Here is a 24,734-nt window from a genome sequence, read left to right on the forward strand (position 1 = left end):
CAAGTGTGTGTCCATCTCGGCCTCCAGCATTTCTTGGAGCGTCTCTGCAAACAGCTCTTTCAGGGCATTCTGCGCATCCTGTGCAGTAACCAGCTTATTCTCCCTGATGAATGCTCGTAATTGTTCCTTTGACCAAAGTCCCATGTGTTCTCCCAACCTTTCTATTACTTCCATTTTACTGGGTTTAGGAGTTTACACAATTTATTTTACAGACTCTGCACATCCCCTAATCATTTAATCGTTTTAATTACCAGGTGTATACTCAATTAAATCCGATAGTTTGCACTCAAATGTATCGCAAAGCTTCAACAATGTTTCTAGCTTTGTGGTTTCAATACTTGTCTCTCTATACAACTTGTTAATTGAATTCCTGCTTAGCCCTGATCTTTCCATCAACTCAGTTATATCGTCAATCCGGTGCTCAGCCATCAGAACTCTAATATTACACTTTATCAAACAGACTCCCTCCTATTCTCAATATATTATCTCTCAGAATCACTTTTTTCAATTAGAAGTCATCATTTCGCCTTATAAAGTTAACATCTGAGTGCAATGTTTCTATACGTTTACGAATTAATGCTTGCCCATAACAAGCCGTTTCTACTTTTGTCATTCCCGTAACGGACCGTAATGACCTTATTTCGCTCATTTCCCGGACATTTCCCGAAGTAACGGACCCAGATGCCGCTATTCGGCTCCAAATCAGGCCTTTTAGTCCGTTTTTCAGCAAATAAGGTCCTCTGAGTCCGTTACAATTTCGGAGCATCCAATTAGAACAATATAACGTCCCTCAGGTCCGTTAGGAGTCGTCGCGAATCAAAAAGCCAGATTCTCAGCAAAAAAGAGACCGGACACTTAAGGTCCGGTCTCTTACTCTTCAAAAGTTAGTCCTCCCAGCCACGTTCTCCGCTCCGCTACTGCTTTCTCCTCCCAATCACCAACACATCGGAGTTAACGTCCGCCATTTCGATGCCGACCCCTTCGTCCGTCTCGCGAACCTCCGGCCACATCGGGCACCGGGCTTCCAGGTCAAACAATTCAAACGAAAACTCATCCGGCGCTAGCCGAAAATGGACGGCATGGCTAAAAGGAACGTACGCCATTAGCGTGTTCCCGTCCCGGCTTACGGCAGCGCGGATGCCGGACGGCGCGTCGATCAGCAGCTCCTGGGCCGGGCGGCAGCCAAGCATGCCATACCGTTCCATCAGCCAGCGGCCCAGAGCCGCGTCCAACGCGCCGGGAAACCGCAGCGCTGTCCGCCAATCGAACGGAACCTGCGAGGCGTGCGCTTTCGTGAAAAGCTGTCCGCGCCTGTGCCAGGACCAGAGGCCGTGGGCGCCGTAAGCAAAGCCGGCCGAGGCCCCGGAGAGCACGCTGGACCAGAACGCCCTACGCACCGCGAAGGCATCGAAACGGCCATACGCCCCGTGGTGGCCGTGCCCTTCGTAGCAGGGCTCCGCGTTGACGACCGGGCGGCCGTTCGGCTGGAACGCGAAGCTCATAGCCAGCCCGTAGGCTTCCGGCTGGTCCGCCAAGGCATGCCCCGATTGATAGGCATAGAAGTCCAGCCCCGGATGCCGCTCAAGGCGCTCCGGCAAGGTCGCTTCAGCACGTATCCCGAAAAAGCGGTTCCCGTTTCCCGCTTGAACAAGCGGCTTAAGTAAGACGGATTGACGTACAGTCGCTCGGCCAAGGTATGCAGGCTTAAATCCTCTTCGCTCAGCATCTGTTCGACGGCTTCCATCATTTGTTTGACCAGCCGGTGGGTGGAGCTTCGGCGTTCATTTTCCCGATAAGAGGCAATGTAGCCCGCGGCCCGCTTGGCCCACTCGACGATCTGGTCCTTGGACAACAAGGATTCGAAGGAGAGGAATCGCCGGTAAGCGTCCTGCAGCACCTTTGGCATGGACCAGCCGCGGGACTGGATTATTCGCGTAAACACGCTGCTTAAGTGCAGCAGGCGGGGGACCTGCAGGTTCACGCGTTTGGCCAAAGCCTGCTCCGCGCCTTCCCCACGCTCAAAGAACAGCAGCGCCGTGGCGCCGTCGGCATCGGCAAAAACCCGGCAGTCCTGCCCGTCGGCAAATTCGCCGGCGATGCATTCCAGCGAAAATTGCAACAAAGGCAGATCCGCCGCCGTAAAACGCGACTCCTCCGCGAGCAACGGATCGATCTTGCATACCGTCACGGCAAAATGGGAATACCCCTCCAGCTCCATGTTCAGCTCCCGCATATGCTTGTGCAGCTCCCATTCGGCATAACGATCCGACATCCAGTTGCGGCAAAAATCCGCCTGCAGCCGGGGAAGCCTTACCCGCCATTTCCGCTGCAGCTCCGCCAGATTGTGCTTCTCCGCCAGTTCCCGGCGGATCTCCTCGGCCGCCGCGAGTACGGCGTTCAAGATCTCGTCGTCGCCGGCAGGCTTCAGCAGCTTGTCCGCCGTACGGGACAATTTCATTGTAATCGCTTCCCATAGAGCAAGGTAAGGCGATGACGATGACCTTTTCGGGAGTTTGATGACTTCTTGGGCAGGAAGGGGACATGGCTGGCGCATGACGATAACACGACTCCGCTCCTGTAACGGACCGTAATGACGCTAATCGCCCATTTCCCGGCCATTTCCCAAGCTAACGGACTCAAAAGACGTTATTCGGCCCCAAGCAAGGTTTTTTTGAAGATTTAGCGCGAATAACGTCCCCTGGGTCCGTTAAAATTTAGGAGCCACTTTTTTTGGGGAAAATAGCGTCTCTGGAGTCCGTTAGCAGCGTAGCCATCCGATTCACGCCCCTCCCCGCACGACGAAGGCCAATAAAACCGCCAAGTTCAACGAACCTGACGGTTTGGCGGTTTAATAATTTCAACAGTCACGGCGCCCTTTTGCGCCTTCTTCAGCGCAACCCGGCTGCATAGACCAGGCTACCCTTTCAAAAAACGGACATCCTGACGCTCCAGCTCCCGGTGCAGCTCATCGATGTTGATCTCGCTAAGCGGAAGGCCGTGCTCCGCCGCCAACGAAGCGGCGATGCCGGCCGACTGCCCCAAGGCATAGCAGGTAGCCTGCACGCGCATCGAGGACATCGCCACATGGGTGGCGGAAATCGCCCGGCCGGCCACGAGCAGGCCGCGGATTCCTTTCGGCAGCAGGCAGCGGTACGGAATATCGTAACCGCTGACTTTGCGTTCGTCGGTCCCGCCCCGCCCGTCCGGGTTATGGATATCGATTTCGTAATTGGTCTGGGCTACGACATCCGGAAACCTGCGGCCGGACACGACGTCCTCTTCGGCCAATACGTATTCTCCATGAATCTGGTTCGTTTCCCGTACGCCGGTCTGTCCCGGTACATGAGAGAGAATGTAATTTTCGAATCCGTTGCGCTGCAAATAGTCCGCGACCGAAAACACCTGCCGCAACGCTTCCTTCTCCGCTCGGCTTACGTCCTTTACGCTCGCGCCGTTTCCTTTAACGCGGGTCATGTTGACCAGCAGCGTCCCTTCGTCGCCTTGCTCCCAATGCAGCAGCCTCCCTTGCGGCAGCTCCGAAACGTCTTCATAGCGGTAACCCCCTTCGGGCAGTTCCCGCCGGACGGGCCGCCCGGTGTTTTGCATCATGAACATCAGCGTCATCGGCTGCGTCATGCCGTCGGCTTCCCTTCCCGTCGTGTAGCTAGCCCCCGCGTCGATCGCAACCCGGCCGTCGCCCGTGCAGTCGATGAAGACCTGGGCTTCCAGGGCGAGCAGCCCTTCCCGCGTGTTCAAAACCACGGCCTTCACCTGGTCGCTTTCCATGACCGTTCCGCAAAAGCCGGCGTGAAACAGCACCTCGACCCCTTCCTTTTCCAGCTTCTCGTTCAGGTAATGGCGCAAGCGGAACGGATTGAACTGCGGCCAAATGGAACCTTCATGATGATCCGGCAGCCCTTGCGCGGGAAGAACTTCGGACACGATTTCCCGATAGATCCCCGTCACGTTGCCGACCCCCATGAAAATGCTGACATTGGCCAACGTCCCCATCCCCCCGAGCTGGCCGGAATGTTCGGCGAGGATGACCCTTTTCCCGCTGCGGGCCGCTGCGATCGCCGACGCGACGCCCGCCGGGCCGCCACCGACGACGACGATATCCGCCCGGTCATATACCGGAACCTTCCGTTCAAACGCATAACTTGCCATTGAACACGCCTCCATCCATTTTTGATTTCATCTTAGTCCGGGACGGAGGCGTGGGCTAGTTCCATTTTAGTTTCATTTATCGCTTATCGGGGGTCGAGGCGGCGAATGGTATTTCCCGCATGCCAGCGGCACTGCAGCCGCGAATGCTCAAACGGCAGATGCGGATTGGCCAGCCGCCACAGCATCCGGTCCGCCGCGCGGATTCCCGTCTCCCGGACGGGGAGTTCCGGCCTGGTGAGCACCGGGAGAAAAGCGTTTTCCGACGTTTCCAGGTTGACCAGCGAGACGTCGTCGGGAATGGACAGCCCCATCCGGCTGCAGGTGTAATAGATCCACGGCAACAGGTATTCGATAGCGCAAAGGACGGCCGTCGGACGAAGCGCCTCCCATTTCTCCATGAAGGCCTGCGTCCATTGCTCCTGCGTCCCCGCCGGCTTGAGCAGAAGCTCCTCGGCCGGACGCGTAATGCCGCCTACTTTCAAGGCTTCCCCAAACGCTTGCCACCTCTGTCTGAACCCGCGCTGGGCCTCGATATCGCCGACGTACATTATCCGGTTATGCCCCGCTGCGACAAGGGCGTTGACCGTTTGGGCCATGGCGTCGTTGACGTCCCAAATGACGCTGTCTACGTGCATGCCCGGTTCGGGGTAGTTGAGCATAATCTTGGGGAGCGGCAGCGCCATAAGCTGGCGTTCCAGCACGGACTGCAGCGCCGGCGCTAGGAATACGCCGGATGCATACGGCAGGCCGGTCCGTTCGATCCACTCCCGCATCGGTCCCGGCCGCGTGATTTTGCCGGGAAACAGGGTCAAATCCACCTGATGGCCAAACTCCAGCAGGCGGTCCTGGATCGCGGCAAACAACAGGTTCGTCACCTCGCCGCTCCAGCCAGCCACAAAGGCGAACCGGTGCGCCTTCTGCGCCAAGGGTGCCAGCTTGTCCGCCAGCAACGCCTCCTCCTGGGCCCGCGTACGATAACCCATTTCCCGCGCCGTGCGGAACACCCTTCTTCGCGTTTCCTCCGACATCCCCGGCTTCCCCCGGAGCGCCTTGGAGACGGTATGTACGGTTAATCCCAGCCGATCGGCCAAATCCTGCAGCGTAACCTCTTTTTTTCGGCTCATTCCGGCCCCTCCATCGATGAAATCAACAAAATCAAGCTTCGCGATACAAAGCCTACCCCGTTCCGTGCTATTCTTTAATACAGCCTTTTCTCGTAGCTTTCCTCCAAACCTTTCCGGATCACTTCTTCCGTGTATTCGGAAGAACGCACATGAGCCGTTAGGATGGTCGGGATCGAGGGAAGCGTACCGGCCTCCGCCCATGACTCGCTATTCCATACTCCGGACCGCTTAAAAGCTTTGGCGCAATGGATAAAGCATTCCTCGACCTCTACCCCGATGCCTAAGACAGGTCTTTTCTCTCTCGCCTTCATCCGCTCTAAAATGGGCTCATCCTTAATGATATAGGCTTTGCCGTTAACCCTAAGCGTTTCTTCCAAGCCGGGGATGATAAATATCATGCCTACCCGCGGATTCGATAGGATATTCCTTAAGGAATCGAACCTGCGGTTGCCCGGCCTTTCCGGAATCACTAAATGCTTTTCGTCCAGCACCAAAACGGAGCCTGACGCATCTCCTCGCGGGGACACGTCGCAAAACCCTTCATCATCGGAGGTAGATAAAAATAGCAAGGGCGACATCGAAATAAAACGCCGGCAATGAACATCCAAGGTATGCACGGTTTTCTTCCGAACCACCTCGCTCGGATAACCCAAGAGCTCTCTAATCTCTTCTTCGGACGACAAAATTTCTGCAAATGGATTCGTCATCTAGCTCCTCCGTTCTTCTGGTTTTGTCTGTTGCCTCTGATTATACATCCGAACATCGAGGGGGGATAGCTAGAGCCTCAAGGCCAAGCCCTAAGCCCACGGGATAACGTTCAATTCCGGCCACTTTGCCTTCCATTTGTCGGCTTTCTTCAGATAAATCTCTTTCGTAATCATTTTCTTGTTCGCCCTTACCGTCAACGAAAAAAGATCCTCAAACCCAAACGGCGCATACACTTGCCAAATCCCTTGCTCATTCTTTCTTGCTGCAATGGCCGTGGCCGTCGTAGGCCAAGTATCGATGGCCCGCTCAAGCGTTGGATACGGGGCCAACTCGATCCCGTATTTATCTTTGTACCATAGATGCACCCTTGCCTGATTTTTGATATCCATGGCGATCGGGAGATCGGCGAGCCGCCGTTGAATTTTGCCGATCACCTGGTCCTCCGCTTCATAGCTTAAATCCCGGTCGTCGAAATAAACGAGATCGATATCGCCGATTCCATAGTTGAGAGGGCGATGCGTCAACGCGTTCCAAACGGTCTGGACAATGCAACCGGCGCCGACATAATAGGACTCCAAACCCAAACCGCTTACCCTATCGAAAACTTGCATCAGCATATCGTTTTTCTCGATGATTTGGATCAGTCTCTCTTGCGGTTCCAAACGATCGTCCCCCTGGATCCTATGATTCTTCCATTTTATCCTAAAGTGAATGTGACTCAACCTCTTCCTCTTAATCTTCGAATCCACAATTAATGTGCCTCGCTTACACGAAAACGGTGTTACCTGACCCCTTCCCGGAGGTATCTTCTCCATATTATACCAACCACATTCATTTGACTATTGCCTAAGCATGTACTAAGCTAAATATAGTCTAATTAGACTATAGCTTTGATGTAAGGGAGTTAAGCTGATGATCAAGTCATTTTTAATGTTGGGTCAGTCGAATATGGCGGGCCGTGGATTTTTGCATGAAGTTGATCCGATCTATAATGAAAAAATAAAAATGCTGCGTAACGGACAGTGGCAGATGATGACAGAGCCGATCAATTATGACCGTCCCGTTTCGGGCGTAAGCCTGGCGGCGTCTTTTGCCGATGCCTGGTCGAAAACCCATCCCGATGAGGAAATTGGGTTGATTCCTTGTGCGGAAGGTGGCAGCTCCTTAAATGACTGGCATCCGGAAGGCATCCTGTTTCAGCATGCTTTATCCGAAGCCCGCTTCGCCCTGCGGTCCAGTCAAATCTGCGGAATCCTTTGGCACCAAGGGGAAAGCGACAGTTATGGTTCGCTGCATGAAACTTATTACGAGAAATTCGCTTTGATCATCGAGACCCTGAGACACGAATTGAATCTTGATGATAAAGTGCCGCTGATCATTGGCGGACTTGGTGATTTCCTGGGAAAAACCGGTTTTGGACAGCACGCGACAGAATATCGACAGGTTAACGAACAATTGCAGCGTTTTGCCCATGAACATCCGAATTGTTATTTTGTCACGGCGGCAAATTTGACCGCAAATGCGGATGGCATTCATATCGACGCGGTTTCGCAGCGCAAGTTCGGCTACCGTTATTTCGAGGCGTTCTCGAAAAAGTGTCATGTCCTGGAGCCCCTCCCGGAGGAGGAGCAGTCGCTGAAAGTGGAGCGCGACTACTCAAAAACAGAACAGATTTACCTCCATAGCATGGATTTGGCTTTGGGTAAAATCATGTACGCGGAATTCGAGGCACAGATGGCGAAGGTGATGCAGACTTGATCCCCTTACTCATTCTTGGCTTACTGATCCAAAACCCCGGCGCCCACGGCTACGAACTTTTAGCCTTAATGGAACAACGCCATTACAAGTACATTGTAAACTTCACGAAAGGCTCGTTTTATTACAATCTGCAGCAACTTGAAGAGAAAGGTTGGATTGAACAAATTCAACAGGAATCTTCAGCCAGCGGACGCGAAACCCGGAACTTCAAAATTACCGAATCCGGAAGGGTTGAATTCGAGAAATTAATGGTCAAATACGGCACTAAATCGGAGTATGTGAACCTGCAATTTTATGGAGCGCTGCTTTTTGCCGATGAATATGACACGAGCAAGTTGCTGGAGCTGATCCAATCGCAAATCGATCAGACTAAAACCCGAATTGCTCTCCTTGATGAATACCTGTCCAACACGCAGGAAATTCCCGGCACCATTGATTACTACCGCCGCATGAATGAAAATTCCCGTTCCCATCACTTGGTTAACTTAGCGTGGTTTGAACAATTAAAAGCAGAAATAGAAGGAACCGTCGCCTAGTAAACTCGTCCCTCCTTAAATGAACCCCAGAGGCTTAGATGACATCTATCTATGCCTCTGGGGTTCTTGGCCGAGATGGATCAGGGGACTGGATGTGGCTCGGCGATCACCCTAATGATTAAGTGCCGTACTTTGTTACTGTGGATGGTTGTTACCTTTTGAATGGCGAGTTTTCCCCATATACTTCCAGATATAATAGGTCGCCCAGAATACGATGGGAATAAGTAACACGAATTTTCTGTGCTCTCCAGGTAAATAGATAAAGAGCAGGTTCATCTCCTTTTACAAAATATAGTTCCACGGGGCGGCCGCAACGCCGCCTCATCAAAATTCCTCTGCCGGCCCGACGCGTGAATACGGCGTTATCCGAAGTAACCGATTCCTCTGAAATCCTTACTAGTCGTCTTTCAACCTGTACGTATCAACTGTTTTTTTAGCAGCATAATCTGTCCAATATGATATGCATTATGAATACATAAATTTGATACGACTCCCCACCAAGGAGCATTGAAATAGGTAGGGATTTCTTTAATAAGTTTGAGATCTTTGCTCTCCTCAAGTACCCGATTCCAACTAATAAAGACTGTTTCAAGTCTCTGTAAGGTCTTCTTCCACTCAAAATCATTTATTGTATGTGGATTCACGTAAAAAGTATCATTATTGTTTACTGAACTTTCTAGATCAAAATCTTCAGCGTTGTATCTCTCAAGCCACTTCTCATTCCAAAAAAATGAGGTGATTCACGATCGACCAAATGGATTGTTTGCTTTCATTCTCCCATCCAGCTTGTGTAGCATTTAAATCCATTAAAATCTCGTCAAGCGGAACAAACCAGCTCTTATCGTTATAACAGGCGTTTAATTGGTCTATGAGAATAGATTTATAACTCATCCCTGTACCTCACTTTTCGATTAATTTTAGATTATTTCGAATAGCATCCCGCATCTACGACGCGACCCGGCCTTAGATAGCTCTTATCTTAGGGGGATCGATGTGTCCACCTGATTCAGCCTGCAAGCGCCGGAAGCACTTGGTCTCGACAACCTTCTCGCTAATGCAGTTCTTTCACTAAATAAATCAGTAAATCGTCATTAACCACTACGGACTGGCCAGGTTGTACTTGCATGTTCTGGTAGGTAAGGCCTCTTCCGTCCATCACGTAACCGCGTTTCCCATACATGACTTGAGCGTTTCCATAATCCGTGTATAGACCTACACCAAGACCAATAGATCCGAATGTCTTGGATGCGATCATCTCGAGCTCATCAAAAAGTCTGCTCGCTATTGTCTTTCTTCTGTATTCCGGGAATACATTCAAATCATTGATCTCCGGGATATTCTCGTCGCGGAAGATAGAATATTGCGATTCGTATAATAAATGGCAGCATCCCGCTAAATTACCTTCATAAAAAGCCATTAAAGATATTCGTTTGCCCTCCATATTTTCTTTCAGACATTTATGATAATAGTCGCCTTGACAATACCATCCATAACGTTTAGAAAATTCGCGGTCTAGTAAGTTAGCTTCATCCAAACTTGATAGCTGTCTTAGCTGAATGACTTTTTTCACGCTTCCGCCTCTTTTCGTATGTTAGCCTAAACTTTCTGGGATTACGCCATCGGGGATTTCGCCCTCAATGCCTAAATAATAGCGTCTTGTAACCCTTAAATGATCATCGAATTCATAAACCAGCGGAACACCGGTCGGAATATTCAAATTTACGATTCCGTCATTCGGAATCCGGTCCAAGTATTGGATGAGCGCTCTAATCGTGTTGCCATGGGCGGAAACGATGATTTTCTTGTTCTCGTCGATGACCGGCACAATGGTGTTTTTCCAGTATTCAATCACGCGTTTCTCCGTATCCTCAAGGTTTTCAGTTAGCGGGATATCCGCTTTAGCCAAATCTCTATACCTAGGATCATTTGCAGCATATCTACTATCACTCGGATCAAGCTCCGGCGGTTTCACCGTTGCGGATCTTCTCCATAGATAAACCTGCTCTTCCCCGTATTTTTGAGCGGTTTCCGCCTTATTCAAGCCTTGTAATGCGCCATAATGCCGTTCATTCAATTTCCATGATTTCGTTACAGGGATCCACATTAAATCCATTTCATCAAGGATAATATCTAAAGTTCGAATAGCTCTCTTGAGTACGGACGTAAAGGCGCGGTCAAAAACATAGCCATGTTTCTTCAAAATGATCCCCGCGTTTCTTGCCTCATGTAAACCGGCTTCCGTTAAGTCAACATCCGTCCATCCTGTAAATCGGTTTTCAAGATTCCAAATGCTTTGACCATGGCGAATAAGTACGATTTTCTTCATTGGATTCCTCCCCTTTCTGCTAAAAGCATTTCCTTTTCCATGATTATACATCCGGACAAACCTGGAGTGTTAGTCCCGGAGTTATCGACAAAATCAAATGGACGAATCCATTTGCGATGGCGAGCTTTCCGGCGGAAAATATGCAGTTTGCAAAGTCAAACATACGTCCGAAGACCTTCAACAAGCTTGGGCTGAAATTTTTCAAGTGATCCAAAGCAGTGGATATCAAATGGCCCACGCTCCGGTCTTGGAAAGATACACGGGGGATATGCTGAACCGCGGCTATTGCGAAATATGCATACCTGTAATCCCATTGTAGATGAAGCTAATCTACTTCATTCGTTTCATCATAGGATGATCGTCTTTCAACTGCAGCAGGTCCCATAGATTCCCATAGAGGTCCTTAAATACGGCAACGGTCCCATAAGGCTGTTCTTTGGGTTCTCTGACAAATTCGATTCCTTTTGAAAGCATATCGTGATAATCTCTCCAAAAATCGTCCGTGTTAAGGAATAAAAACACTCTCCCGCCAGCCTGATTGCCGATAAACGCTTCCTGCTCCGGTTGCGATGCCCTTGCCAGCAAGAGGGTCGTGCCTACGGAGCCAGGAGGGGAAACGACGACCCACCACTTATCTTGTTCAGGCTGGTAAGTGTCTTCCACCAATGTAAAATGAAGCTTCTTTGTATAAAACTCGATGGCCTCATCATAATCCTTCACGACAAGAGCGATATGAACGATGGATTGTATCATGATCTCATCTCCTAATTCAAATATAACCTCATCCATACTTAAACTTGATAGATTTTTGAATGGACCCGTCGCTAAGTCAAAATAATGATATAAGGATAAAGTCTTACTAATTATTGTATAGCTTTCTTTGTTTTGTTGAATTTATTAACCATTCTTCTAATCCCAAGGCTTCACCTCCTTTCGAAGGGAAACCATGCCCACCCAAGATGATGTTTCTATTCTGTCCTTATTCTTGTTGATCACTTTCCTGTATGGTATTATTTATGTAACAAGACCAAGTGCTGCGAACACTTGGCCTCGACAATTGGCTTGGATGGGATTCCCTTCTGAGTTCTCAAAAGACAAAGACCCACCTTCGGCGTGCAACCTTAGGGTGGGTTTTTACTTTCTCTTGTAGTTATTCCCGATGTATGTTAAAAGTGCAACGATTAATGTACCAAAAGCAATCATGATGAGAATCGCATCTTTTACTTCCATAGCTTCACCTCCTTTCGAAGGGAAACCATGCCCACCCAAGATTCAATTGTAGTTATATTTTACCTTTATCTATTTCTGCGTACAAGTGTTCTCAATTTGTTTTCGGATTCTTTATCTTGCATCCCTTTCATATAACATTCTTGTATTCACGAACCCGAGAGCCTTAAGTGACTGCAGGGAACGGGTCGTCAGACTTAGGCTCGCAGGGTTGTCCGGCTGACTATGCTTCTCCGAAGTTCCTCGGCCCGGACCACGGGAGCCTAAGCTCCCGCAGCGTGAATACAGTGTTATGCGCCGTTACTGTCTACGAAGCATCACCTAAAAACCTTTGATCAAGATTCCAACTCTATTTTTTGCTTTGGTATAAAAACTCAACTTCACCATCTAGCAAATATCGATATTCAAATAATTGCATTGTTCTTTCCCTGATTCTCTCCATTATAACCGTGTCTAGGCTTACCAATCCTTGTGATCCAAGGTAACCATTATTAATAAATGTCTTCTCTACAAATTCTGTTTCCCTTAAGTGATACTGTAACCATTCTTTCTGCGATTCAATTAGTGCTTCTCTTGGTTCTCTATCCAACTTAGAAAGAAGCTTTTTATATATTTGATTCAACTCTTTATCCCAAATCTCTGTATATTTGCTTTCCAACGCCCTCCATCCAAATGTTGAAAACTCTTTGGAATTTTGAAATTCATTAAATTCCACCTCATAATCATGATCTATAGGATTTCGAAGCATTTCATCATAAAATTCTCCAGTCAAATCATAGTTCCCAATGCTCATGGATAACACTTGATTGTTAGAAGCATCTGATCGACCTTCAGTTATTTCTTTCGATTCTGTTCCATTACCTGTACTCACTACATCAGAAGTCATTTCAGAATTCATTATTGATTTAGTTTCGCTGTTCAAGGTAGTCGATTGACTAATATTTTGACAAGATGAAAACACTATCGTAATAAAAAATAATAAGAGTATCTTACCTTTCATAAATTATCTCCTTAAATATAATATTATCTTTAATATTTACCGGTAATGGCGCATAACGTTGTTGCATTCACGACGGCCATTCACCTTAAGGACCTTTAGGTCCGGCCGCGATGCGGTTAGGTGAATGGATGTGTTCCGGCAGTTGCTTCCTCGACTTCTCTTCCGGGACCGAGGCGGCTTGTCCGCCGATGCGTGAACACATTGTTATCGGATGTCATCGCCTACTTTGAATTAGCTTCGATCAACTGTTTCTTAGTTTCAATGAAATCATATACTTTATTGATTTCTTGTTCATAATCTTCATTAATCTCAAAATAGTCGACACCATACCTTAAACAACTTCTTCTAATTTCATCATGCTCTAACTCATATTCTTCAAGAGTTCTATCTTCAGAATACAAACGGGTTTCAATAGCGTTCCTATGGGTTATGATTTTTGATACAAAATTATCAACAATATACTTAGTTGAAAAACCAAGAAATACTGAAATGATATTGTCAGAATACGATTTTTCAAAGTCCTTAACATGGTGAGGCATTATGTAACAACCTTCTATTATTAAGCTTTGATTATTCTCAATGTTTGTCATAATAATTCCCTTGAGGATCGGCCATAATCTTTCGCCAATTGCTTCTGAACTATCAAGTGGTGTAAACCCACAATTATTATCTCCTCTGTATAAACCCATCTTTAAATGATCTATTGAAAGGTAAGAAATTTTATATTTCTCAAGTAATTTTTGTGCCATCAGAGTTTTTCCAGTACAACCATTTCCACTGATCAAAATAATCATTTCTTCTTTCTCCTTCCATGGAGAATATCTTTGATTTTTTATTTTGTCATTGCGATGATTTCACATAACGTTTTGTATTCACGAAACGCCCCAGCCTTAGATAGCTCTTATCTTAGGCTGCGGCGTTTGTTGTCTGAGCGTCTTCCATGATTGTACACCTGGATAACCAAGGGGCGAAAGCCCTGATGCGTGAATACGGTGTTAACTGAAGTCAACGACTTACTCGAGCTACTTTACCTTCTATGTATCATCAGTCTTTAAATATTCTTCTTTAATTTCCATCAGCATAAGCCTCTGTTACAATTTGAACACCCATTTTGAAACCATAGATGAATACTTCGGTTGAGTATATCGAAGAAGACTTTGCCAACAGATCATATATTTTTTCAAGAAGCTCTACCTCATCCTCCGTCAGGCTCGTTATTAACCTCTCCTTGAAGTTTGAAATTTCGCTATTCAACAATTTATACTTTGGATTCTTTGGTATAATCTTTTCTTCTGGTCTAATTTCTCCAAAATACAATTGCTCTAATAAGCTACTCATCCTACATTCCCTCCAATGTATTTCTCATAAGAATATTTTAGCGATTTTATCGCTAAATCTCAATAGCGAATTACTCGCTAGAGTATTTTTATGTTGGAGGTGTTTGTAATGTACCCAAGAATTAGAAGCTTGCGTGAAGATAAGGATTTAACTCAATCACAAATTGCTACATATCTCAACTGTAGTCAACGTATATACAGCAATTATGAACGCGGGGAAGTTGATATTCCAACCGCCATACTTATTAAACTTGCCGACTTCCACCAAACCAGCACCGATTATCTTCTAAATAGAACTAATATTAAACAAGCTTATCCCAAGGATTGAAAAAGATTTTGGAGGTTCTTATTTCATTATCGTTGATTTCAGTTAACGTTCTTGTATTCACGACGTCCCACTGACTTAAGCCCCGTCAGGGGCGGCCGCGATGCGGTTAGGGAGTTGGCTGTGTCCGGCTGATTCCACTTCCCTGCTACTGATATGCATCACCGAGTCCACTTCTAACATCTGCCGGACCGAGGGCCGAATGGCCCGATGCGTGAACATGGTGTTATATGCTGTCGTGGCCTTCTTGAAAAACCCTCATTATTGTTTTATCTCGTCCAAATCAGTTCATCTTTACTATTGAAAATATTAACTATTGCATTATCAATGTTTGTTACCTTTCCTGATGGATGTTCAATAATATATGCTTTTTCACGGTTCATTGACATTTTCACTGTGCTCTTATCCTCAAATACTACTTCCAACTTTGATCCCTGACTAATAATGTCATTTTGATAAATGATTACGCCGATAAAGGGTGATTGTTGTGTCACAGCAGAAACATCGATCCTATCTGCATTGCCACCACCCCAAGAGCTTCCCAAAAACTGCGGTTTTCCATCATTCAATATTGCAAGACTATAAATGGAGTTTACTCCTAAAATAACTGCATAGTCGGAATAAACTTTTTTTGTAAGAACCTCTATATTCATAGATTCTATAAAATTTTTTAACTCTGCTTTTGTAGGAGCTCGACTGGAGAGTTGTTTGCTTTGACTACATCCTGAAAGAAGTAAAACAGTAGTCAACAATATAAAAAGTATTGATCGCATGGTTACCTCTCTTTGTTTTTATTTTTTGCCACGATTGCATATAACGTATTGTATTCACGAAATGACCCAGCCTTAGATAGCTCTTATCTTAGGCTGGGTCATTTGTTGTCTGAGCATCTTCCATGATTATACATCTGGACAACCGTGGGGCGTTAGCCCCGATGCGTGAATACGGTGTTATAGGAAGTCAGTGCCTTCTTCGAAATTCATATTCTAGTCATTTTACTATGGTTCCTAAATAACGAAGAGTCGAATACATTACCATTTCTTTCATAATTATTTTGATGTAAGTCGTAACTCCTCTTTATTATTATTCCATTCAACAGTTACATTGATTATTGAATCTTTAGGTGGAATGGCTCCATTCCCCCCTGTTTTGGAACTTATAACACCATCTACTGATAATTTCGGTTGTTCTCCACTACCACCAACACTGACACCTTTATATGTATATTTAATTCCAGCTATATCTTTTAGATTTTTTCCTTTGTACTTAATTTTTAATATTGTATTATGATACTCACCATTTGGATTTTCTATTGTATATGTTGATGACCAGTTTTTACTCTCACCTTTAAAAACTATAGAGGAATTGTTTGAACAACTACATAGAGTTAGGATCATGGAAATGAATATCATAATTTTTTTCAATTAAACTAACCTCCCACACTTAAAAATATCCACTCTATATAACAAACACATATTGCTGAATATATGTTTCAAAATTCTCTGACTTATCGTAGTTTATTTTTTCATTACTTGCGCTGATTTCCTATAACTCCCATATCTCTGCACGTCACAAATTCCATCTTGCCCCGGGGATTTGCGTAATTGTTCACCCCCCTTAATTATACCTCCGTTTCTTGATTATGTAAGTCAGATTCTATCCTCCCTTTGGAATCTGCTATTCCCCTCTCCGATCACGTAAAATGCGGTCGAGCGGGCTTTGGATCCGTTTTAGATTCCTGGTGCTGACATGGGTGTAGCGTTCGGTGGTAGAAGGATTGGCGTGGCCCAGCAGCTCCTGGATATAACGAAGATCGGTGCCGTTCTCGAGCAAATGGGTGGCAAAGGAATGCCGCAGGATATGAATGCCAACCTGCTTACGGACGCCGGAGGTTTGCAAGGCTTCCTTAAAGACTTTTTGCAATGAACGCTCATGCAAATGGCTTCCCGGATGCTGCCCCGGAAACAACCACATCGAACTTGAGAGTCGCTCCGCTTCCACATATTTTCTGATCATCTCCCATGCCGTTTGCGACAATAGCGTGTGTCTGTCCTTTTTGCCCTTTCCTTGTTGGACTCGAAGGATGCCGCGTTCCGGGTCGATATCCGTGAATTTCAGCCGAATGACCTCGCTCACTCGCAGCCCTGAGGCGTAAGCCAGATACAGCATCGTGCGGTGCTTTAAATTCGTCGGCGCTTGGATCACGCGAAGCACTTCCTCCTCCGATAGGACATAGGGCAGTTTTTTTTCTTTTTTCGGTCGAATATAGTTTGTTTGTTCGGTGGGTTTTTGAACACTTCGGCGGCAAGAAAACGCAGGGCGCTGAGGGCTTGGTTCACATAGGCAGAAGAATGTCCCTGCTCAAGTAGCTGCAAAGTATATTGTTGGGCATGGGCCGAATCGATCATCATGGATTTGGAATCTCATCCTTGTGGGCTCCTGATCTTGTCATCTCCGAGAGATCAGCTTGGCTCTGCAAAAATCGCCGGACATGCCCCCGGTAGGCCTTGCTCGTTTTGAGGCTATATCCTTTCAGTTTGAGCGCGGTGAGTAGCTTCTGTTCCAGGGCGACAATATTTTGTTCATCGTTGGATAACTTGGGAGACAAGGTTAGTCCGTCCAATGTTATCTCCACTCCCGGAAAGCATTCGGCGAATTGCCGAAGTTTCTCCTCCGTCCAAGGAAATCGCCAGAATTTCCCGATAGGATCCCACTTTCCTCCCCCAACCGCACGTAGCTTACCTACATCCTCTCTCGAAAAATTCGTTAGTTTCACGGACATCTGATCGTGCTCAATCCCGTGAATCTGAATGTTCATCCCTAGTCCCTCCTTCTATTCCATGAGTTCGCCGCTCCATAAAATAAAAAAGAGACAGCCCCCTCGGGGTCTGTCTCCGATGCTTTCGGATGAACGGTGAACCGTTTTCGGTTTTAATCGATATGGCCTATATTACTGCGTGAACCACGTTTTAAACATATGCTTCGTGGTCGCTTTGTTCATTTCGGCGATGGAGGTGGTCAGCGGAATGCCTTTCGGGCAGGCGCGGACGCAGTTTTGCGAGTTGCCGCAGCCTTCGATGCCGCCCTCTTCCATCAGCGCTTCAAGGCGCTCTTCGGCGTTCATTTCGCCGGTCGGATGCGCGTTGAACAGTCGCACTTGGGAAATGGCCGCCGGGCCGATGAAGTCCGTCTTCTCGTTGACGTTCGGGCAAGCTTCGAGGCAGACGCCGCAGGTCATGCATTTGGAGAGCTCATACGCCCATTGGCGCTTCTTCTCCGCCATGCGGGGGCCGGGACCCAAATCGTACGTACCGTCGATCGGGATCCACGCTTTGACCCGCTTCAGCGCATTAAACATGCGGCTGCGGTCGATGACCAGGTCGCGCACGACCGGGAACGTCTTCATCGGTTCCACGCGAACCGGCTGCTCCAGGTTATCGATCAGCGCGGCGCACGCTTGGCGCGGTTTGCCGTTGATCACCATCGAGCAGGCCCCGCAGACTTCTTCCAGACAGTTGGATTCCCAGCAAACCGGGGCGGTGTTGTCGCCCTTCGTATTCACCGGGTTCCGTTGAATTTCCATCAAGGCGCTGATCACGTTCATGCCGGGGCGGTAGTCCAGCTCGAACTCTTCCGTATAGGACTTCGAGCCAGGATCGTCCTGACGAGTGATGATGAATTTGACTTTTTTAGCCGTCATTTTTCTTGCCGATACATCCGTTTCCGCCATAGCCATAGCTGCTGTCCCCTCCTTATTTATCCTTCGAGTAATCGCGAATCCGCGGCTGGATCAGCGAGACGTCCACAGCTTCGTACGAAATTTGCGGACCGTCCGGCGTCCATGCCGCTTTCGTCGTTTTCAGGAAATCCCCGTCGTTCCGCGTCGGGAAATCCGGTTTGTAGTGCGCCCCCCGGCTTTCGTTGCGCAGCAGCGCGCCCAGCGTCATCGCTTCGGCCAGCTCCAGCATGTTCCACAGCTGACGGGTGAACGCGGCCCCGGTATTGTTCCAGCGGGACGTATCGTTGATATTGATCTTTTTGTAGCGCTGCTTCAGTTCCTTGATTTTGCCGATCGTCGCTTCCAGCTTGTCGTTGTAGCGCACCACCGTCATATTGGCCGTCATCCATTCGCCGAGCTCCTTATGAATGACATAGGCGTTTTCCGTGCCGTTCATGGCCAGGATGCCTTCATATTTGTCCTCCTGCGCTTTGCGGTTGCTTTCGAATACCGCCGGGCTGATGTCCTCCGCCGATTTTTTCAGGCCGCGGATATATTCGACCGCCTTTGGTCCGGAGACCATCCCGCCGTAGATGGCCGAGACGAGCGAGTTCGCGCCCAGCCGGTTCGCGCCGTGATATTGGTACTCGCATTCGCCCGCCGCAAACAGGCCGGGAATATTGGTCATTTGGTTGTAATCGACCCACATGCCGCCCATCGAATAATGGACCGCCGGGAAGATCTTCATCGGAATTTTGCGCGGATCGTCGCCCATGAATTTCTCGTAGATCTCGATAATCCCGCCAAGCTTCACGTCCAGCTCCTTCGGGTCCTTATGGGACAAGTCCAGATAGACCATGTTCTCGCCGTTAACGCCCAGCTTTTGATCAACGCAGACGTGGAAAATCTCGCGCGTCGCGATATCCCGAGGCACCAGGTTGCCGTAAGCCGGGTATTTTTCCTCAAGGAAGTACCACGGTTTGCCGTCCTTGTACGTCCAGATCCGTCCGCCTTCCCCGCGCGCCGATTCGGACATCAGCCGCAGCTTGTCGTCTCCCGGAATCGCCGTCGGGTGGATTTGGATGAACTCGCCGTTGGCGTAATTCACGCCTTGTTGGTACACCGCGCTGGCCGCGGTTCCCGTATTGATCACGGAGTTGGTCGTTTTGCCGAAAATGATCCCCGGTCCGCCCGTCGCCAAAATAACCGCATCGGAAGCGAACGTGACGATTTCCATGGATCGCAGGTTTTGAGCCGTAATGCCGCGGCATGCTCCTTCGTCGTCCAGCACCACGGAGAGGAATTCCCAGTTTTCGTATTTCGTCACCAGTCCGGCCGCTTCATGGCGGCGCACCTGCTCGTCAAGCGCATACAGCAGTTGCTGACCGGTCGTCGCCCCGGCAAACGCCGTACGATGGTGTTTCGTCCCCCCAAACCGGCGGAAATCGAGCAAGCCCTCCGGCGTACGGTTGAACATGACGCCCATCCGGTCCATCAGGTGAATGATGCCGGGCGCCGCTTCGCACATCGCCTTGACCGGCGGCTGGTTGGCCAGGAAATCCCCGCCGTACACCGTATCGTCAAAGTGTTCCCACGGGGAATCGCCTTCCCCTTTCGTATTCACGGCTCCGTTAATGCCGCCTTGAGCGCACACCGAGTGGGAGCGTTTCACCGGTACGAGCGAAAACAGATGCACCGGCACGCCCGCTTCGGCCGATTTGATCGTAGCCATCAGGCCGGCCAGGCCGCCGCCAACGACAATTAAGCTTTGTTTAGCCATCTCTATTTCAACTCCTAAAGGATTCTAGTTTTATAAGCACCTTAAGCCACAAAGGCCTTAACCGTCTCCAGCAATGCCGCGCTTTCCGCCTGGAACTCCGCCCCGCGGAACGCAATCAGCGACCAGACGAACATGACCGACACGATCGCGAACAAGCCCATGCAAATATAAGAAGAGACGCGCTGCGCACGCGGGCCGACCGTTACGCCCCAGCTGACGAGGAACGACCACAATCCGTTAGTGAAGTGGAAGGCCGCGGACACGACGCCGATCAAATACAGCACGAAAAATACCGGCTGGTTGACGATGTCATGCATCACGCCGCCCAGCTCCTCATGCGTCACATTGCCCAAGGCCACCTGCACGCGGGTCTCCACCACATGCCAAATGACGAAGACAAAAGCGATCACGCCGGTAATCCGCTGCAGCAAATAGCGCAGATTCCGCTCCGTCTGGAACCGTCCGTTATTCGGCTTGGCCTGAAACGCGATATACAAACCGTAAACGCCATGATACAAGAGCGGCAGCCAAATCCCGAAGATTTCCAATGCCAGCACGAGCGGCAGGCTGTTCAGAAACGCAACGGCCTCCTTGAAGCCCTCGCTTCCGCCCTCCACCGCAGAAAAGTTGGTGATCATGTGCTCCAGAAGGAAAAATCCCAGCGGAATGACGCCCAGAAGCGAATGCAGTTTTCTGGAATAAAACCCTTTCATAAGTGCGTGTACCCCTTTCTCGTTCCATCGTCCATTTCAACTTTCGCCATTTCAACAAGAATCGACGGGTCCGGGCGCCTGTCTTGTATATGATAATTACTACACCCGGGCCGCAAAATTACTTTGTAACAAAAGTAACATGTGAACATCTTGTGTCACTTTTCATGTTACTCCTTTTTATCTTATAATGGAATTGCAATATATTTATTAATCATTATAACGAATTCACATATGCAAAACTGTCGAATCCTGTCGCCGCCAATATAAGTGCGAGTTCAAAAAGGTCGGTTTTTAGCACCGAAGAGTATGCTTCCGATGTGCGTTTTTTCAAAAACACTTGAGTTGGATGAAGCTAGGGAGTGAGTGGCGCGACAGAACGTAACGGACCGTAATGACCTTATTGGCCCATTTCCCGGCTATTTCCCACTGTAACGGACTCCAGAGACCTTATTGGGCTCTCAGGGTGGTCATTTCGCCGCTTTTGACCGAAATAAGGTCTACTCGGTCCGTTAGAATCGGGAACTGCCCCAAAGTGGGGTCAATAGCGTTTCTGGTGTCCGTTAGCTTGCTGGAGCCTACGTGAGCACCTGAAATGTTTCCGTAGGAAACATGCTTCGAAAGCATCCGCTTAGGCCCGGCTGAATTCAAGATTCGACGCCGAGCTACTTCTTGAATTCACTTCGTGATCAAAAGCGGACTTTTTGAACAATCTTTCAAAAGGAGGTCAACCCCATGCTGGAAGAATTGCTGGTGTTCACGACCGTCGTAGAGCAGTCCAGTTTGAACAAGGCATCCAAGCTGCTGAATCTGTCCCAACCGGCCCTTTCCCGAAAAATCGCCAAGCTGGAGGAAGAGTGGGGCATCGCGCTCTTTCACCGCAAAGGCAAACGACTGGAGCTTACCCGAGTCGGCCAGGAGGCTTATGTATACGCGCTTGAGCAGCGGCAGCGCCACCAGAACTTTCTGCAGGCCGTCTCGCGCTTTAAGGCCGCAGAGCGCAGCGTCGTCACGCTCGGCGCCAGTCTGACGACGATTCAGACGACGCTCCCTCCGCTCGTTACGGCGCTGATGGATAAGTTCCCGGAGATCGAGCTCAAGCTCGTCACCGGCAAAACCCATGAAATCGTCTCCTACGTCCGGGAGAAAAAAGTAGACATCGGCGTCGTCGCTTCCTCCATCAGCGAAACCGGCCTGAAATGCATTCCGCTGTTTCAGGACCATCTGGAGCTCGTCGTCCCCAAGGGACATGAGCTCGCCGCCGGCAGCCAAAATCGCCGTACATTCATGGAAGATTTGAACGGCCGGCCGATGATCGTTTTTTCCAAAGGCACCTGGTACCGCAAGCTGATCGACGACCTGTTCGGCCGTTACAGCATCATCCCCGATATCCGCATGGAAATCGATTCGTTCGAAGCGATCGTCCGCCTGCTGCCGATTTGCAAAGCGGCGGCGCTGCTGCCGAAATCCTACCTGCGCATGCCGCTGCTGCGGGATAACGGGCTGGTGACCGTACCGATCTCGGAGCTGGAGCAGACCCGGCGGGAAACCTGCCTGATTTACGGAGACAAATCGGAGCTCACGAGCGAAACGAAGGAATGGATCGCGCAAATCCGCGAAAGCCTGGTGAAGGAGATGTCGCTGTAACCGGGATGCGCGTTCGGGCTAACCTTGATCTGGCTTCCGTCCCGTAACGGACCGCAAGGACGTTATTCGCCTCATTTCCCCGTTATTTCCCGATGTAACGGACACAGGAGACGCTATTCGACTTAATATAAGGCCTCGGGGGGCAGATTACAGATGAATAAGGTCTCCTGGGTCCGTCATAGCTTTGAGGCAGCTATAATCGAGCATTTAGCGCCCCTGGAGTCCGTTAAGCACTGGGACAGCCTGTTGATGGGGCCTCGTCCTCGTCCTGCAATTCGTCTTTGCGACTCACTCCGCGTAAACGCACGTTCTTCTATACCCGCAAGAAAGAAAAAAAGCTGCCGTCCCGCAAGCCAAAGCCTGCGGAAGCGGCAGCTTCCTACTCAAAAATACCGAAGGTAGATATAGATGCTTGAGATGATGATCGTCACCGTCATTAACGGCAGCCCATATTTCAGGTACCGAATAAAGCTGATGGGCTCGCCTTCTTTCGCCGACATCCCGGCACCGATCAAGTTGGCGCTGGCTCCGATCAAGGTTCCGTTCCCGCCCAAACATGCCCCGAGCGCCAGGCTCCACCAAAGCGGTTCCAGATTGCCGATGCCCAAACTACCCATGTCCTGGATCATCGGGATCATCGTAGCGACCAACGGAATATTGTCGATAAAAGCGGACGCAAAGGCACTTAGCCATAGGATCAACATCGAGGTGGACAAAGGATCGCCGCCCGTAAGTTGAACCACCCATTCGGCTACCATGGTAATGAGCCCCGTCTCCACCAAACCGCCAACCAAGACAAACAGTCCGATAAAGAAAAAGATCGTAGGCCATTCCACGGAATGGAATGCTCTTTCCATTACGCGTTCGCCGGTCATGAGTAGCAACAAGAACGCACCGGCCAACGCCACCGTGGCCGTTTCCAAGTGTATGTATTGATGCAGGAAGAAGCCGAGCAAGGTAATTCCCAATGCAATCAGACACTTCATCAGCAGCTTTTTATCCGAAATGATCCCCTCTACCCTTATTTCCATGATGCTTTGCCGGTTGGCGAAGGCACCTCTCAGGCTTTTGCGGAATATCACGATAACCAACGGAAGAATCACCGCCAGAATCAGCAGAGCCACCGGGGCCAGATTTTCCAGAAAAGCAACGAAGGTCAATTCTTTGACCGCGCTTCCGATCATAATATTCGGGGGATCGCCGATCAGCGTCGCCGTCCCGCCGATATTCGTGGCCATGATCATCGCAAAAAGATACGGGAACGAATGCACCCTCAAGCGACGAATGATGCTGAAGGCCACCGGGACCATCAGAATGATGGTCGTCACGTTATCCAGAAACGCCGAGCCGATGGCGGTGATTAACGCCAACAACCAAAGAATGGTGATGGGATTGCCTTTGGCAAGCTTGGCGGTCCGAATTCCGATGTAAGTGAACAGTCCCGTCTCAGCCGTTATATTCACGATCATCATCATTCCGATCAAAAGGCCCAGCGTATTGAAATCGATGTGATGAATGGCGCTTTCCTGATCAAGAATTCCCAGCATGATCATCAATACCGCGCCAGCCATCGCCAGAAGCGTTCGATGAATTTTTTCCGAAATAATAAGCGCGTAGGTCAGCAGAAATATGCCAAGCGCCCAAATCGCTTGTTGTTCCATGGTCGTCTCCAGTCTGATGCAAGAAAGCTTCGGTTAATCGTTAATAATCGTCTCAAACTGCTCGATATTTTTCTTCGAGCCAATAATGACCATAATATCGCCTTCATTCAGTTGATCCATGGCGGTCGGAGCCACGAGAATGCCGCTGTCGCGATGAATGGCCACAATGCTGCAGCCGAACCGGGCACGCGGATTCAACTCGCCTACGCTTTTGCTGTTCAGGCAAGCGGGCACGTTCATCTCCACGATACTGTATTCCTTGGACAATTCGATGTAATCCAGCAGATTGGGAGTTACCAATTGGTGGGCGACGCGAATCCCCATGTCTCGTTCCGGAAAAATAACCCGGTCCACGCCCAGTTTCTCCAGCGCACGGCCGTGCAACATGGAGATCGCTTTGGCTACCACGGTTTTAATGCCCAGATCCTTGAGCAGGATCGCCGAAAGGATGCTCATCTGAATATCGTTGCCGATCGCCACGATGCCGCAATCGAAGTTGCGTACCCCTAGCGATTTCAGCACCTCCTCATCCGATGCGTCCGCGACGACGGCGTGCGTCAAATGGTCGCTCATTTCATTGACCAGTTCTTCATTCCGGTCGATCCCCAGAACCTCGTAGCCCTGATCCATAAGCTCCAGTGCCAGACTGGAACCGAATCGTCCCAGCCCAATCACTACAAACTGCTGTGTTTTCATCGTTGATTAATTCC

General features: G+C 49.2%; 29 protein-coding genes and 1 pseudogene. 5 read left to right on the forward strand and 25 right to left on the reverse strand.

Translation table 11 applies throughout. From position 1 onward, the window contains the following. The 8 genes and pseudogenes from ACQ4N8_RS04665 to ACQ4N8_RS04700 form a co-directional block, all read right to left on the reverse strand. A pseudogene (locus ACQ4N8_RS04665) lies at positions 1–144 on the reverse strand (IS256 family transposase); the annotation flags it as partial. Positions 145–243: 99 nt separating this feature from the next. Then, the gene (locus ACQ4N8_RS04670) at positions 244–456 is read right to left on the reverse strand and encodes a helix-turn-helix domain-containing protein (RefSeq protein ID WP_430703184.1); all 213 of its coding nucleotides are present in this window, start codon (positions 454–456) and stop codon (positions 244–246) included. 458 nt (positions 457–914) lie between these two features. Continuing rightward, positions 915–1,598: a DUF4038 domain-containing protein gene (locus tag ACQ4N8_RS04675; protein ID WP_430703185.1), complete on the reverse strand. Its 684-nt coding sequence runs from the start codon at positions 1,596–1,598 to the stop codon at positions 915–917. Continuing rightward, positions 1,499–2,458: a hypothetical protein gene (locus tag ACQ4N8_RS04680; protein WP_430703186.1), complete on the reverse strand. Its 960-nt coding sequence runs from the start codon at positions 2,456–2,458 to the stop codon at positions 1,499–1,501. Before ACQ4N8_RS04680 ends, ACQ4N8_RS04675 begins: the two co-directional genes overlap by 100 nt. 458 nt (positions 2,459–2,916) lie before the next feature. Beyond that, entirely contained in the window at positions 2,917–4,167 is a 1,251-nt protein-coding gene (locus tag ACQ4N8_RS04685; RefSeq protein ID WP_430703187.1) for an FAD-dependent oxidoreductase, read from the reverse strand. 83 nt (positions 4,168–4,250) lie between these two features. Beyond that, positions 4,251–5,291: a LacI family DNA-binding transcriptional regulator gene (locus ACQ4N8_RS04690; RefSeq protein WP_430703188.1), complete on the reverse strand. Its 1,041-nt coding sequence runs from the start codon at positions 5,289–5,291 to the stop codon at positions 4,251–4,253. Between the two features lie 74 nt (positions 5,292–5,365). Next, positions 5,366–5,998 carry a pyridoxamine 5'-phosphate oxidase family protein gene (locus ACQ4N8_RS04695; RefSeq protein ID WP_430703189.1) on the reverse strand — a complete coding sequence of 211 codons (633 nt, stop codon included), beginning with the start codon at positions 5,996–5,998 and terminating at the stop codon, positions 5,366–5,368. Between the two features lie 90 nt (positions 5,999–6,088). After that, complete coding sequence (locus tag ACQ4N8_RS04700; RefSeq protein ID WP_430703190.1) at positions 6,089–6,661, reverse strand: nucleotidyltransferase family protein; 573 nt, start codon at positions 6,659–6,661, stop codon at positions 6,089–6,091. Between the two features lie 250 nt (positions 6,662–6,911). Between ACQ4N8_RS04700 and ACQ4N8_RS04705 the strand changes: the two genes are divergently transcribed. Both ACQ4N8_RS04705 and ACQ4N8_RS04710 read left to right on the forward strand, forming a co-directional pair. Next, a complete protein-coding gene (locus tag ACQ4N8_RS04705; protein ID WP_430703191.1) occupies positions 6,912–7,757 on the forward strand; it encodes a sialate O-acetylesterase in 846 nt (281 codons plus the stop codon). After that, positions 7,754–8,293, forward strand: a complete 540-nt coding sequence (locus ACQ4N8_RS04710; protein ID WP_430703192.1) for a PadR family transcriptional regulator — start codon at positions 7,754–7,756, stop codon at positions 8,291–8,293. The genes ACQ4N8_RS04705 and ACQ4N8_RS04710 overlap by 4 nt, the downstream gene beginning before the upstream one ends. Positions 8,294–9,344: 1,051 nt before the next feature. Here the strand turns inward: ACQ4N8_RS04710 and ACQ4N8_RS04715 are convergent. Both ACQ4N8_RS04715 and gpmA read right to left on the reverse strand, forming a co-directional pair. Further along, complete coding sequence (locus ACQ4N8_RS04715; RefSeq protein ID WP_430703193.1) at positions 9,345–9,863, reverse strand: GNAT family N-acetyltransferase; 519 nt, start codon at positions 9,861–9,863, stop codon at positions 9,345–9,347. Positions 9,864–9,884: 21 nt separating this feature from the next. After that, complete coding sequence (gene gpmA / locus ACQ4N8_RS04720) at positions 9,885–10,619, reverse strand: 2,3-diphosphoglycerate-dependent phosphoglycerate mutase (protein ID WP_430703194.1); 735 nt, start codon at positions 10,617–10,619, stop codon at positions 9,885–9,887. Positions 10,620–10,716: 97 nt separating this feature from the next. Here gpmA and ACQ4N8_RS04725 point away from each other — a divergent pair, with 97 nt between their 5' ends. Then, positions 10,717–10,938, forward strand: coding sequence for a GyrI-like domain-containing protein (locus ACQ4N8_RS04725; RefSeq protein WP_430703195.1), 222 nt, complete (start codon positions 10,717–10,719; stop codon positions 10,936–10,938). 11 nt (positions 10,939–10,949) lie between these two features. Here ACQ4N8_RS04725 and ACQ4N8_RS04730 read toward each other — a convergent pair whose 3' ends face one another. The 5 genes from ACQ4N8_RS04730 to ACQ4N8_RS04750 all read right to left on the reverse strand — a co-directional run bounded on the left by ACQ4N8_RS04730 (position 10,950) and on the right by ACQ4N8_RS04750 (position 14,184). After that, positions 10,950–11,372 (reverse strand): VOC family protein, encoded by a 423-nt coding sequence (locus tag ACQ4N8_RS04730; protein ID WP_430703196.1) that lies wholly within the window; start codon positions 11,370–11,372, stop codon positions 10,950–10,952. 381 nt (positions 11,373–11,753) lie between these two features. After that, the gene (locus ACQ4N8_RS04735; RefSeq protein ID WP_430703197.1) at positions 11,754–11,849 is read right to left on the reverse strand and encodes a putative holin-like toxin; all 96 of its coding nucleotides are present in this window, start codon (positions 11,847–11,849) and stop codon (positions 11,754–11,756) included. 346 nt (positions 11,850–12,195) lie between these two features. Then, positions 12,196–12,846 (reverse strand): lysozyme inhibitor LprI family protein, encoded by a 651-nt coding sequence (locus ACQ4N8_RS04740; RefSeq protein WP_430703198.1) that lies wholly within the window; start codon positions 12,844–12,846, stop codon positions 12,196–12,198. 221 nt (positions 12,847–13,067) lie between these two features. Next, on the reverse strand, positions 13,068–13,640 hold the full coding sequence (locus ACQ4N8_RS04745; RefSeq protein ID WP_430703199.1) for a 2-phosphoglycerate kinase: 573 nt from the start codon (positions 13,638–13,640) through the stop codon (positions 13,068–13,070). 271 nt (positions 13,641–13,911) lie between these two features. Then, positions 13,912–14,184, reverse strand: coding sequence for a DUF6809 family protein (locus ACQ4N8_RS04750; protein ID WP_430703200.1), 273 nt, complete (start codon positions 14,182–14,184; stop codon positions 13,912–13,914). Between the two features lie 108 nt (positions 14,185–14,292). Here ACQ4N8_RS04750 and ACQ4N8_RS04755 point away from each other — a divergent pair, with 108 nt between their 5' ends. Then, complete coding sequence (locus ACQ4N8_RS04755; protein ID WP_430703201.1) at positions 14,293–14,511, forward strand: helix-turn-helix domain-containing protein; 219 nt, start codon at positions 14,293–14,295, stop codon at positions 14,509–14,511. Between the two features lie 266 nt (positions 14,512–14,777). Here the strand turns inward: ACQ4N8_RS04755 and ACQ4N8_RS04760 are convergent, their stop codons facing one another. From ACQ4N8_RS04760 to ACQ4N8_RS04795, 8 genes are all read right to left on the reverse strand, one after another. After that, positions 14,778–15,281: a hypothetical protein gene (locus ACQ4N8_RS04760; RefSeq protein ID WP_430703202.1), complete on the reverse strand. Its 504-nt coding sequence runs from the start codon at positions 15,279–15,281 to the stop codon at positions 14,778–14,780. 276 nt (positions 15,282–15,557) lie between these two features. Further along, the gene (locus ACQ4N8_RS04765; protein WP_430703203.1) at positions 15,558–15,932 is read right to left on the reverse strand and encodes a hypothetical protein; all 375 of its coding nucleotides are present in this window, start codon (positions 15,930–15,932) and stop codon (positions 15,558–15,560) included. Between the two features lie 253 nt (positions 15,933–16,185). Next, a complete protein-coding gene (locus tag ACQ4N8_RS04770; protein WP_430703204.1) occupies positions 16,186–16,713 on the reverse strand; it encodes a tyrosine-type recombinase/integrase in 528 nt (175 codons plus the stop codon). After that, a complete protein-coding gene (locus ACQ4N8_RS04775; RefSeq protein ID WP_430703205.1) occupies positions 16,710–16,919 on the reverse strand; it encodes a hypothetical protein in 210 nt (69 codons plus the stop codon). The genes ACQ4N8_RS04770 and ACQ4N8_RS04775 overlap by 4 nt, the downstream gene beginning before the upstream one ends. After that, the gene (locus ACQ4N8_RS04780) at positions 16,916–17,326 is read right to left on the reverse strand and encodes a hypothetical protein (protein ID WP_430703206.1); all 411 of its coding nucleotides are present in this window, start codon (positions 17,324–17,326) and stop codon (positions 16,916–16,918) included. The genes ACQ4N8_RS04775 and ACQ4N8_RS04780 overlap by 4 nt, the downstream gene beginning before the upstream one ends. 132 nt (positions 17,327–17,458) lie before the next feature. Next, on the reverse strand, positions 17,459–18,244 hold the full coding sequence (gene sdhB, locus ACQ4N8_RS04785) for a succinate dehydrogenase iron-sulfur subunit (protein ID WP_430703207.1): 786 nt from the start codon (positions 18,242–18,244) through the stop codon (positions 17,459–17,461). Positions 18,245–18,260: 16 nt separating this feature from the next. After that, positions 18,261–20,006, reverse strand: coding sequence for a succinate dehydrogenase flavoprotein subunit (gene sdhA / locus ACQ4N8_RS04790; RefSeq protein ID WP_430703208.1), 1,746 nt, complete (start codon positions 20,004–20,006; stop codon positions 18,261–18,263). Positions 20,007–20,047: 41 nt separating this feature from the next. After that, positions 20,048–20,719 carry a succinate dehydrogenase cytochrome b558 subunit gene (locus ACQ4N8_RS04795; protein ID WP_430703209.1) on the reverse strand — a complete coding sequence of 224 codons (672 nt, stop codon included), beginning with the start codon at positions 20,717–20,719 and terminating at the stop codon, positions 20,048–20,050. A 732-nt stretch (positions 20,720–21,451) separates the two neighbouring features. Between ACQ4N8_RS04795 and ACQ4N8_RS04800 the strand changes: the two genes are divergently transcribed. Further along, positions 21,452–22,363: a LysR family transcriptional regulator gene (locus ACQ4N8_RS04800; protein WP_430703210.1), complete on the forward strand. Its 912-nt coding sequence runs from the start codon at positions 21,452–21,454 to the stop codon at positions 22,361–22,363. Between the two features lie 383 nt (positions 22,364–22,746). Here ACQ4N8_RS04800 and ACQ4N8_RS04805 read toward each other — a convergent pair whose 3' ends face one another. Together ACQ4N8_RS04805 and ACQ4N8_RS04810 are read right to left on the reverse strand one after the other, a co-directional pair. Further along, positions 22,747–24,024, reverse strand: a complete 1,278-nt coding sequence (locus tag ACQ4N8_RS04805) for an ArsB/NhaD family transporter (RefSeq protein ID WP_430703211.1) — start codon at positions 24,022–24,024, stop codon at positions 22,747–22,749. A 33-nt stretch (positions 24,025–24,057) separates the two neighbouring features. After that, a complete protein-coding gene (locus tag ACQ4N8_RS04810; RefSeq protein ID WP_430703212.1) occupies positions 24,058–24,720 on the reverse strand; it encodes a potassium channel family protein in 663 nt (220 codons plus the stop codon). Between the last annotated feature and the right edge of the window lie 14 nt (positions 24,721–24,734).

The sequence above is a fragment of the Paenibacillus macerans genome, from assembly GCF_050565405.1.
Taxonomy (GTDB): Bacteria; Bacillota; Bacilli; order Paenibacillales; family Paenibacillaceae; genus Fontibacillus; species Fontibacillus macerans_B.

What these genes read in the sequence shown, in the direction of transcription:
- ACQ4N8_RS04795 (WP_430703209.1), bottom strand. Translation starts at nt 20,719, where the DNA reads ATGAAAGGGTTTTATTCCAGAAAACTGCATTCGCTTCTGGGCGTCATT.
- ACQ4N8_RS04730 (WP_430703196.1), bottom strand. Translation starts at nt 11,372, where the DNA reads ATGATACAATCCATCGTTCATATCGCTCTTGTCGTGAAGGATTATGAT.
- ACQ4N8_RS04680 (WP_430703186.1), bottom strand. Translation starts at nt 2,458, where the DNA reads ATGAAATTGTCCCGTACGGCGGACAAGCTGCTGAAGCCTGCCGGCGAC.
- ACQ4N8_RS04800 (WP_430703210.1), top strand. Translation starts at nt 21,452, where the DNA reads ATGCTGGAAGAATTGCTGGTGTTCACGACCGTCGTAGAGCAGTCCAGT.
- ACQ4N8_RS04695 (WP_430703189.1), bottom strand. Translation starts at nt 5,998, where the DNA reads ATGACGAATCCATTTGCAGAAATTTTGTCGTCCGAAGAAGAGATTAGA.
- ACQ4N8_RS04740 (WP_430703198.1), bottom strand. Translation starts at nt 12,846, where the DNA reads ATGAAAGGTAAGATACTCTTATTATTTTTTATTACGATAGTGTTTTCA.
- ACQ4N8_RS04760 (WP_430703202.1), bottom strand. Translation starts at nt 15,281, where the DNA reads ATGCGATCAATACTTTTTATATTGTTGACTACTGTTTTACTTCTTTCA.
- sdhA (WP_430703208.1), bottom strand. Translation starts at nt 20,006, where the DNA reads ATGGCTAAACAAAGCTTAATTGTCGTTGGCGGCGGCCTGGCCGGCCTG.
- ACQ4N8_RS04685 (WP_430703187.1), bottom strand. Translation starts at nt 4,167, where the DNA reads ATGGCAAGTTATGCGTTTGAACGGAAGGTTCCGGTATATGACCGGGCG.
- gpmA (WP_430703194.1), bottom strand. Translation starts at nt 10,619, where the DNA reads ATGAAGAAAATCGTACTTATTCGCCATGGTCAAAGCATTTGGAATCTT.
- ACQ4N8_RS04735 (WP_430703197.1), bottom strand. Translation starts at nt 11,849, where the DNA reads ATGGAAGTAAAAGATGCGATTCTCATCATGATTGCTTTTGGTACATTA.
- ACQ4N8_RS04745 (WP_430703199.1), bottom strand. Translation starts at nt 13,640, where the DNA reads ATGATTATTTTGATCAGTGGAAATGGTTGTACTGGAAAAACTCTGATG.
- ACQ4N8_RS04750 (WP_430703200.1), bottom strand. Translation starts at nt 14,184, where the DNA reads ATGAGTAGCTTATTAGAGCAATTGTATTTTGGAGAAATTAGACCAGAA.
- ACQ4N8_RS04705 (WP_430703191.1), top strand. Translation starts at nt 6,912, where the DNA reads ATGATCAAGTCATTTTTAATGTTGGGTCAGTCGAATATGGCGGGCCGT.
- ACQ4N8_RS04755 (WP_430703201.1), top strand. Translation starts at nt 14,293, where the DNA reads ATGTACCCAAGAATTAGAAGCTTGCGTGAAGATAAGGATTTAACTCAA.
- ACQ4N8_RS04775 (WP_430703205.1), bottom strand. Translation starts at nt 16,919, where the DNA reads ATGATGATCGATTCGGCCCATGCCCAACAATATACTTTGCAGCTACTT.
- ACQ4N8_RS04810 (WP_430703212.1), bottom strand. Translation starts at nt 24,720, where the DNA reads ATGAAAACACAGCAGTTTGTAGTGATTGGGCTGGGACGATTCGGTTCC.
- ACQ4N8_RS04690 (WP_430703188.1), bottom strand. Translation starts at nt 5,291, where the DNA reads ATGAGCCGAAAAAAAGAGGTTACGCTGCAGGATTTGGCCGATCGGCTG.
- ACQ4N8_RS04725 (WP_430703195.1), top strand. Translation starts at nt 10,717, where the DNA reads ATGGACGAATCCATTTGCGATGGCGAGCTTTCCGGCGGAAAATATGCA.
- sdhB (WP_430703207.1), bottom strand. Translation starts at nt 18,244, where the DNA reads ATGGCTATGGCGGAAACGGATGTATCGGCAAGAAAAATGACGGCTAAA.
- ACQ4N8_RS04805 (WP_430703211.1), bottom strand. Translation starts at nt 24,024, where the DNA reads ATGGAACAACAAGCGATTTGGGCGCTTGGCATATTTCTGCTGACCTAC.
- ACQ4N8_RS04780 (WP_430703206.1), bottom strand. Translation starts at nt 17,326, where the DNA reads ATGAACATTCAGATTCACGGGATTGAGCACGATCAGATGTCCGTGAAA.